Annotated in this window: 5 protein-coding genes; 1 reads left to right on the forward strand and 4 read right to left on the reverse strand. The window is 62.5% G+C overall.

Annotation, left to right across the window (positions count from 1 at the left end):
- A partial coding sequence (locus tag AC07VI_RS13820; RefSeq protein ID WP_494808800.1) for a transposase occupies window positions 1-379 on the forward strand: 379 nt, incomplete at its 5' end.
- A gap of 42 nt (window positions 380-421) precedes the next feature.
- Here the strand turns inward: AC07VI_RS13820 and AC07VI_RS13825 are convergent.
- The 4 genes from AC07VI_RS13825 to AC07VI_RS13840 form a co-directional block, all read right to left on the reverse strand.
- Entirely contained in the window at window positions 422-2782 is a 2361-nt protein-coding gene (locus tag AC07VI_RS13825) for a chitinase C-terminal domain-containing protein (protein ID WP_492993311.1), read from the reverse strand.
- A gap of 101 nt (window positions 2783-2883) precedes the next feature.
- Window positions 2884-4332 carry a glycoside hydrolase family 19 protein gene (locus tag AC07VI_RS13830; protein WP_492993309.1) on the reverse strand — a complete coding sequence of 483 codons (1449 nt, stop codon included), beginning with the start codon at window positions 4330-4332 and terminating at the stop codon, window positions 2884-2886.
- 290 nt (window positions 4333-4622) lie between these two features.
- Window positions 4623-5465, reverse strand: a complete 843-nt coding sequence (locus tag AC07VI_RS13835) for a sulfotransferase family protein (protein ID WP_492993307.1) — start codon at window positions 5463-5465, stop codon at window positions 4623-4625.
- 153 nt (window positions 5466-5618) lie between these two features.
- A partial coding sequence (locus AC07VI_RS13840; RefSeq protein WP_494808801.1) for a beta strand repeat-containing protein occupies window positions 5619-7943 on the reverse strand: 2325 nt, incomplete at its 5' end.

Here is a 7943-nt window from a genome sequence, read left to right on the forward strand (position 1 = left end):
TCACGTGCACGCAAGCCTGCAAACCGAAGAGGTCAGCGAGGCCTTGAAGATGGCCCTGCGAGCACGACAGCGCAAGACGCCGCTGATCCATCATTCAGACAGGGGCATCCAGTACTGCTCGACTTACTATCAAGAAATTCATCGTCGTCATGGACTGACTTGCTCCATGACCGACGGCTACGACTGCTATCAGAATGCGCTGGCCGAACGTATCAACGGCATTCTGAAAGGCGAGTTCTTGCTGAATCGACCTGCAGACCTGAAACAGGCGAGCAAAATGGTGGCGCAATCGGTGCGGATATACAACCAGGAACGACCACATACGGCCTTGAAGTACAAAACGCCCGATGCGGTGCATCGGGCGTTTGTGCAGCAATAAATACTGTCAACCTATTTTAGGACTGGACATGGCATTAGCAACTTAGGGCAAGGCCACCGGCAGTTCCGGATACTCCTGCGTCAGCGCATACTTGGTGCCGCCCACGGTGACCGTGTAGTTGGCCGGTCCCGAGATCGGCAGGCGGTAGTTCAGGGTCAGCGCCACGGAGCCGCCCGGCGCCAGCGATTGCCAGGCGGGAATCGCAAAGCGGGCCCGGTTGTAGTTCTTCGTGAAGCCGCCGATATTGTTCGGTCCCGTGTAACCGGCATTGATCACCGTCAAGCCGAAGCCCGACTGGTCGCTCATGTCCGACGGCGCCGAGACGGGATAGTCGAACTCCACCACGGTGCCGCCCGGCAAGGTCGACGCGGTGTTGTTCTTCACCGTCATCACCGGGTTGATCGGATAGTTGTTGTCGCCCAGCTTCCAGCCGCCCAGGGTGATGCTGACGTTGGCCGCCGTGGCCGGCATGGCGATCTCGGCGCGCTTGTTGCCATACGCGCCAGCCGTGCGGAAGGCCTGGTACAGCACGTCCGTCAGGGTGGTGCCCATGAAATACTCGCCCTTGCCGCCATTGCGCGTGGCATCCCAGGCATAGTCGCCCGCCATTTCCCAGATCATCACGCCGCCGATATTGTTGTTGACGATGTACTGGGCCTTGGCCGCGATCGATTGCGTGGTTTCCGTCGAAATGAATACTTTTTTAGTCGCATTCCACAGCCACGGCGCCACCATGGTACTGCTGTAGTACGGCACATAGCTGCCCACCAGCGCCTTGTCCGTGACTTTATAGGCGTCGAGGTAGCTAGGCACTATGCCGTTTTGCAAGTTCAGCGCATGCCAGATGGGGTTGCCGCCACCTGGCGTCGGCTTGCCCTGAGAATCGAGGTCGAACCACACGTTGTCGATGCCGGTGGCGCCAGTACCGCACGTCTTGGTGCCGGCGCAGGTGACGGTGGAACTGATCAGCGGCGTCGTGCCCCACAGGCCGTTGGTGCCGCCCGTCACATCCTTCCAGCCCCGCGTGTAGAACGGCACGCCGATATTGATGCGCCCCGCCTGCAAGGCGCCCCGGTAGTAGCGGTAGGCCCAGTCCGTATTCAGGTAACCGATGTTCTGGTACTGGTAGGCATTGCCGGCACGCAACTCGCCATCGTTGCCGTCGTCAAACAGCGCCGCGTTCGGCCCCACATACTGGTTCCACGCGCCGTGCAAGTCGTATGACATCAGGCTGGCGTAATCGAGGTATTTCAACCCCGACATGTTTTCCTCGCCCCGCAAGACCCAGCCCGAAGCGGAACCGGCGATGGTCAGCAGATAGTATTTGTTGTCCTGCACGGCCGCTTCGTCGAGCTTCTGGCGCAACACTTTCAGCAGCACGTTGTAGCTCGTCATCAGGCCGGCCAGCCGCGGTTTCGACGCGGGGAAGTCGATCGGATTGCCCGCCTCGTTGTTGGTCGTCGGGTGCTCGTAATCAACGTCGACGCCATCGAAGAAGTTGTACTGGCGCACGAAGGCCACCATGGAATCGGCCAGGGTGTTGATGCCGGCCGTATTCACGCTGCCGTCCGCATTCGTCGTGGCCGAATAAAAGCCGCCGCTGCCGGCCCAGCCGCCCACGGAAATCATCAGTTTGACGCCCGGATACTTTTTCTTGTACTGCGCCAGCAAGTTGAAATGGCCCTTGTACGGCAGGGACGGGTCCATGGCCGCGGCCGGCACGTTGGGCCACGTCAGGCCCGTATCGGGATTGGCCGCGCCGCTGCCGATGGCGATTTTCGACGTGGCCGGGTCGACGGAGGCGAATGCATAGTTCAGGTGGGTGATCTTGTCCCACGGCAGGTTATTCACGAGGTAAGTCGGGCTGCCATCGACGCCCGTGCGCCAGCTGGCGAAATAGCCGACGATGCGCCGGTTCAAGCCGTTGCCCAGCACTTCACGGCCGTTCGCGTCATAGACCTTGCAATACGGCACATTCGGCACGGCCGAGATCAGGCCGTCCGGACGACAGGCCGTAGGGGTGGGCGTCGGCGTCGGCGTCGGCGTCGGCGTCGGCGTCGGCGTCGGCGTCGGGGTTGGCGTCGGGGTTGGCGTTGGCGTTGGCGTTGGCGTCGGCGTTGGCGTTGGCGTTGGCGTTGGCGTTGGCGTATCGATCACGGCCCATGGGCCCCACTGGTCGGCGGCGCTGGGGACATTGCCCTGCGTCCACCACTTGGCCTTGTAGCTGACGCCCTGGTAGAGCACGCACTGGCCGCCCGTGTAGACGGTGGCGGCATCCCATACGGCGCACGCCTCGACGGCGGCGAGCAGGGTGTTCGGCGTGGCCGTCGTGCCTTCCTGGCCGCCGCCGCAAGCGGCGAGCACGCCGCTGAGCAAGGCCATCAATAATGCATTCGATTTCATGTGATATTGGTCTCCGTTATGGTTGTACATCGAGCGCTGTTGCAGGCCCCTGCAGGGGCTCTTGTCAACTGTTATCCCTGGCCGGCTGTCTTGCACTTGCTTTACTGCAATTTCACATTCCAGTTGGCTTCCACGCATTTCACGTAGTTTCCGGCGATCAAGGCGCTGTACGGCGTCTGATAGCTGACCAGCTGGCATTGGTTGTCGCCCCCGGCGCTCCAGTTCTTTTCCCAATAAATGTTGTAGGCGGCGGAACTGGCCGGGGTGAAGCGTTGCATGTTGGCGCAGGACAATTGCTCGCCGGAATAATCCCAGCCCATGTCGGCGGCAAACTGCTTGTAGTAATCGATGCGGTTTTGCGCGGCCTGCTTTTCCGTGCCCTGCCCGCATTCGGCGTTGATGATCATGATGGTGGTGGCGAAATTGTTGCCCGCCCCTGCCGTCACGTCGGCCGCGTTCGGCACCCAGGTGCCGTCGAGCACGTGCAGCATCGACGGTTTCGGCGGTTGCGGATAGACGAAGAAGAAGGTGGCCGAGGCCAGGTTCAGCCAGGTCGAGGCGACGAGGTCCGGATTTTTCAGCAGCACCGATTGATCGCCGTCATGCATGGCTTGCGAAAACGGCCCATAGTTGTAGTTGTAGGACAGCTGCTTGGCGCCGCGGCCGAAATACTTCTTGAAGCTGCCGTCGGCATTCTTGCCGCACGTCCATACCTTGTTGAAGACGGGATCCGCGCACTCGATGTTGTAGCCGCAGCCGGCGCCCGTTTCATCGCAGCCCAGCTCGCGCAAATACTTCAAGCCCTGGCGCCATTGCGGCAGCGGGCTGCTGGCGTTGTGGTCGCCCGTTTCCTGCCCGAAATGGGCAAACATGGTGGCCAGGCTGTGGCGGCAGATGGCGTCCGCATTGCGCCCGTCGCTGTAGTCGTCGCACACGGCGGGAAACTTGGCCACGGCCTGCAGGAAGCGCTGGTAGGTGTAGCTCGTATCGCGCGCGGCAAAATAGTAATCCCACTTTGCCGCCGGCAGCAGGCGCTCGACGCGCCTGACGTTCAGGGGATTGCCGGCCAGTCCCGGCTGCACGGCTTCGACGGCCGCATTGCCCAGGGTGCGGATCGAGGCCTTGACCTTGCGGAAGAACTCATTGTTCGTCAGCGCCGCCTCGTTGGCCTCGGCCTGGGCCCTGGTGGGCACGCCGCCTGGCGTGGGTGTCGGTGTCGGGGTGGGGGTGGGCGTCGGTGTCGGGGTAGGCGTCGGGGTGGGTGTCGGGGTGGCGGTATCGAGGCTCCACGGCCCCCACTGGTCGTTGTTCGGCGCCGTGCCCTGCACCCACCATTTGGCGCGGTAGACCTTGCCGTCGTAGACGGCGCACTGGCCCGCCGTGTAGACGGCGCTGGCGCTCCAGGCCAGGCAATTGTCGCTGGCGGCCGCGGCGGCCAGCAGGGTCGATGGGGGTTCGGTGGTGGAATTGCCGCCGCAAGCGAGCAGCGCGCTACCCAGCAGGCCGGCCATGAATGGCGTAGCCAGCCGGCGTGATTGCCGTGTCTTCACATTGTCTCCTGAACGTTATACGAAAACTATCGAAGTAGCTTTTTATGTTGTACGTAAAGAAAGCGCAGCGAAGCGTCGGCTTTCTGCACCAAGAATGCGGCGCCGAAAATTGGTAGTCAAGTGGTTTTATGAAACGGTGTTTTTTACAATACCAGTGACTTCAGGCGGCGCGGCCACGGCGCTGCAGGCGAAGAGTGAGCGGATCGAAAAAACCGGCGTTTGCGGCAACTGCCGGCAATACCGCGCAAGCGATGGCGCGGCAAGTGGTATTAGCACTGCCGCACGCGTTTTCAGACGGATGGCGTTGCCAAGCGTTGATGTTGCGGATAATACAAGTCGTAAAACCAGCCATAGGCGCTTTCGATCTGCGCCTGGATGCGCGGCGGAATCGCATGGTGCCCGGGCGCGCTGATCGCCGCCTGCTGGCGGTGCGTGTATTTCATGCGGTAGTGGCTGTCGCTTTCCTGGATGCCCACGGCAAGATCGTGCGGATCGATCCGGAGTGGCGCCAGGCCCAGCCACGCGTACAGGTGGGACATGCATTCCACGGGCCGCGCCATCAAGTCCTCGAAGCGCACGAAATACAGCTTTTGCTGCACTTCGACGGGCAGGTCCAGCACGGCATGCAGGGAACTCAGGGGAGCGCCGATGGTGCGGTCCTTGGCAAACAGCATGTCGGCCCGGCCCAGGCGGTCGAAATCGGCCAGGTGGTCGACAAAGTCGACCAGGATGGTGCGCTGGTGCTGCGCTTCGATGGAGCCGTAGACTTGTCCCAGCTCGCGCAAGCAGACGATGATCTTCGCTTCCGGCGCCAGCTGCAGCAGCATTTCCACGCAATGCAGCCAGGCGCGGTTCTTGTCGACCACGCCCTGCTTGCCGCAATCCTGGTACCAGCCGCGCAGGAAACCCTGCATGGCCGTTTTCAGGTGGCCGTAACTGGCGTCGAAGGTACTGTCGAGCTGCGACAGGAAAAACGCGTCGTCGCTGACCATGCGCCGCATGCCCAGCAAGACATTGCACAAGGGGGAACTGTTGCCTTCGCAATGCAGTTCGGGATGCTGCGCCAGCAGCTGGCACAGCAGGGTGGAGCCCGCGCGGGGCAAGCCGGCCACGCCGATGAAATGGGAAGTCATGCGATTGTACTTTCTGTTCAGCGCTGCGCCTCTGACGGAAAACAAGGATGATGCAGCCATTGTAAAAGTGTTGCGACGATGCGAAGGCATGAAAATGCCGCCTCGAAACACGAAGCGGCACTCCGGCGCCGGCATCTGGTGACGCGGCGGGCCTTACTGGCTATCCTGGCGCGTACCGACGGAAACCTCGACCGGCAAGCGCAAGCCGCTGTCCACCACGCTCAGGCGCAGGCCTGGCAAGACATTGCTGACGACGTTGCCGGCCAGCTGCACCAGCGGCGCGCTGCCCGAGCCGCCCTTCTCACCCTCGCGCGGCGCATCCTGCGCGGCGGCAGGCTTGCCTGGCGCCGTCTCGCCGCTGACGATCATGTCGGCCTGCACCATATTGCCCTGCGACGGCGCCACGGCAACAGCCGCGATCACGTTCGCAACGGCGCTTTGCAGCGCTTCCGTCGGATTGACTTTCAGCACGCCGTCCACATAATTCAGGGCGTAATTGGTCGACGCCTGGCCCGAGGCCGAGATCAGATAATTGCCTGCCGCGGAAGCCGTCGTCGCCGGCGTGCCGAAGGCCAGCTGACCGCTCACTTCGGCGGCCAGCGTGTCGCCGCCGAGCAAGCCGCTGTAGCTGGCGCTGAAGTCGGGATTGGCACGTCCCTGGTCTTTTGCCGCATTGTCGACTTTCACCGTCAGCAGTGCCTGCGAGATCGTGGCCGTGGTGCTGGCCGTGGTGTTGACCACGTAGTTGCCCGCATCCGCCCCGCTCAGGCGTATGCCCGCCACCGTCACCGTCTTGCCCGCGCCCGCATTCTTGTCGCTGAAACTGGCGCCATTGCTGGCAATATTGAGCTGATCATTGCCGATACGGTTGTCGCGCAAGGAAACGACGGCGTTCGTGCTGGCGTCGTACACCTTGTTGATGCCGGTGGCGCTGACCGTCAGGGCCGCCGGCGTGATATCGGCCGTGGTGCTGGCCAGGCTGCTGGCCAATACGTAGTTGCCCGCATCGGCGCCGGCCAGGCCCAGACCGCTGATGTTCACGGTCTTGCCCGTTGCCGCATTCTTGTCGCTGAACGCGCCAAGGACGGGGCCGCCGGCCAGGCTCAGGACGTCGCCGGCCAGCATGCCATTGAAGCTGGCGCCCGCCAGGTTCAGGCTGGCCGCCGTGCCGCCGTCATACACCTTGTTTGCCGCCACGATGCCGGAAATGGCGCTGATGGACGCCGGCGTGATGCTGGCCGTGCCGCTGGCAACCGTGCTGGCAAGGTTGTAGTTGTCCGCATCGGCGCCGCCGAGGGTGATGCCGCTGACCGCCACCGTCTTGCCCGTGCCCGCATTCTTGTCGCTGAAGGCGCCGTTGCCGGCCACGGTCAGGATATCGTTGCCGATCTTGCCATTGAAGGTTGCCTCGCCGTTCAGCGTGGCGTCGGCCAGCCCGTTATAGGTCTTGTTGTTGACGCCCACGTTTGTCACGCCGCTGATGGTCGCCTTGCTGATGTCGGCGTTCACGTTGGCGGGACTGCTGAAGGCGTAATTGCTGGCCAGTCCAGTGCCATCCTGCAAGCTGGCGCCGCTGATGGTCACCACCTTGCCAGTACCGGCATTCTTGTCGCTAAAGCTGCCGACACCGCCGCTGAAGCCCAGCGTTTCACCCGCGACCATGCCGGTCAGGGTGCCGCCCGACAAGACTGCCGCTGTCGTGCCATCGTAGACTTTATTGCCCGCAGTCACTCCGGAGAGGGTGACGGCCTTGGGCGTGATACTGGCCGTGGCGCTGGCCGTATTGTTGAGGAAGTCATAATTGACCAGATCGCTGCCGGACAAGGTGATATTCGTGATATTGACGGCCTTGTTGCTGCCCACGTTTTTATCCGTGAAGGCAGCGCTCGCGCTGAACAATTGCACATCGTCGCCGGCGATCTTGCCGTTGATCACCGCCTGGCCGGGATTGACGCTGACGTTGAGGTTGCCGTTATAGATCTTGTCCAGGGCGCTCAAACCGCTAATGCTGGAAATCGTTGCCTTCGCGATATCGCCCGTCATGCCGTTTGGCGTACTCAGCGTGTAGTTGCCGGCCAGGCCGCTGCCGTCGCTCAAGCTCACGCCGCCCACCGTAATGGCCTTGCCCGTGCCCGCGTTCTTGTCGCTGTAGCTTGCTCCCTGGACAGTGAAGGCCAGGGTTTCCGAATTGACCAGGCCATTCAGGGTGCCGCCGGCCAAGTTCGCACTGGCTGTGCCGTCGTAGACTTTATTGTTGCCAGTCAAGCCCGTCAGCGTCAGCGCCTTGGCGCTGATATTGGCACTGCTGCTGGCCGTGTCGCTGGCCAGGTTGTAATTGCCGGCGTCCGTGCCGCCCAGCACCATGCCGCTGATGCTGACCGTCTTGCCATTGCCCGCATTCTTGTCGGCAAAGCTGCCGCTGGCGCCCGAGACCGTCAGGTTGTCGCCGCCCACCATGCCCGTGAACGACGCCCCAGC

This window comes from Janthinobacterium sp. GW821-FHT03A03 (assembly GCF_059421435.1).

Coding starts and splice junctions, on each gene's coding strand:
- AC07VI_RS13835 (WP_492993307.1), bottom strand. CDS start 5,465: ATGACTTCCCATTTCATCGGCGTGGCCGGCTTGCCCCGCGCGGGCTCC.
- AC07VI_RS13825 (WP_492993311.1), bottom strand. CDS start 2,782: ATGAAATCGAATGCATTATTGATGGCCTTGCTCAGCGGCGTGCTCGCC.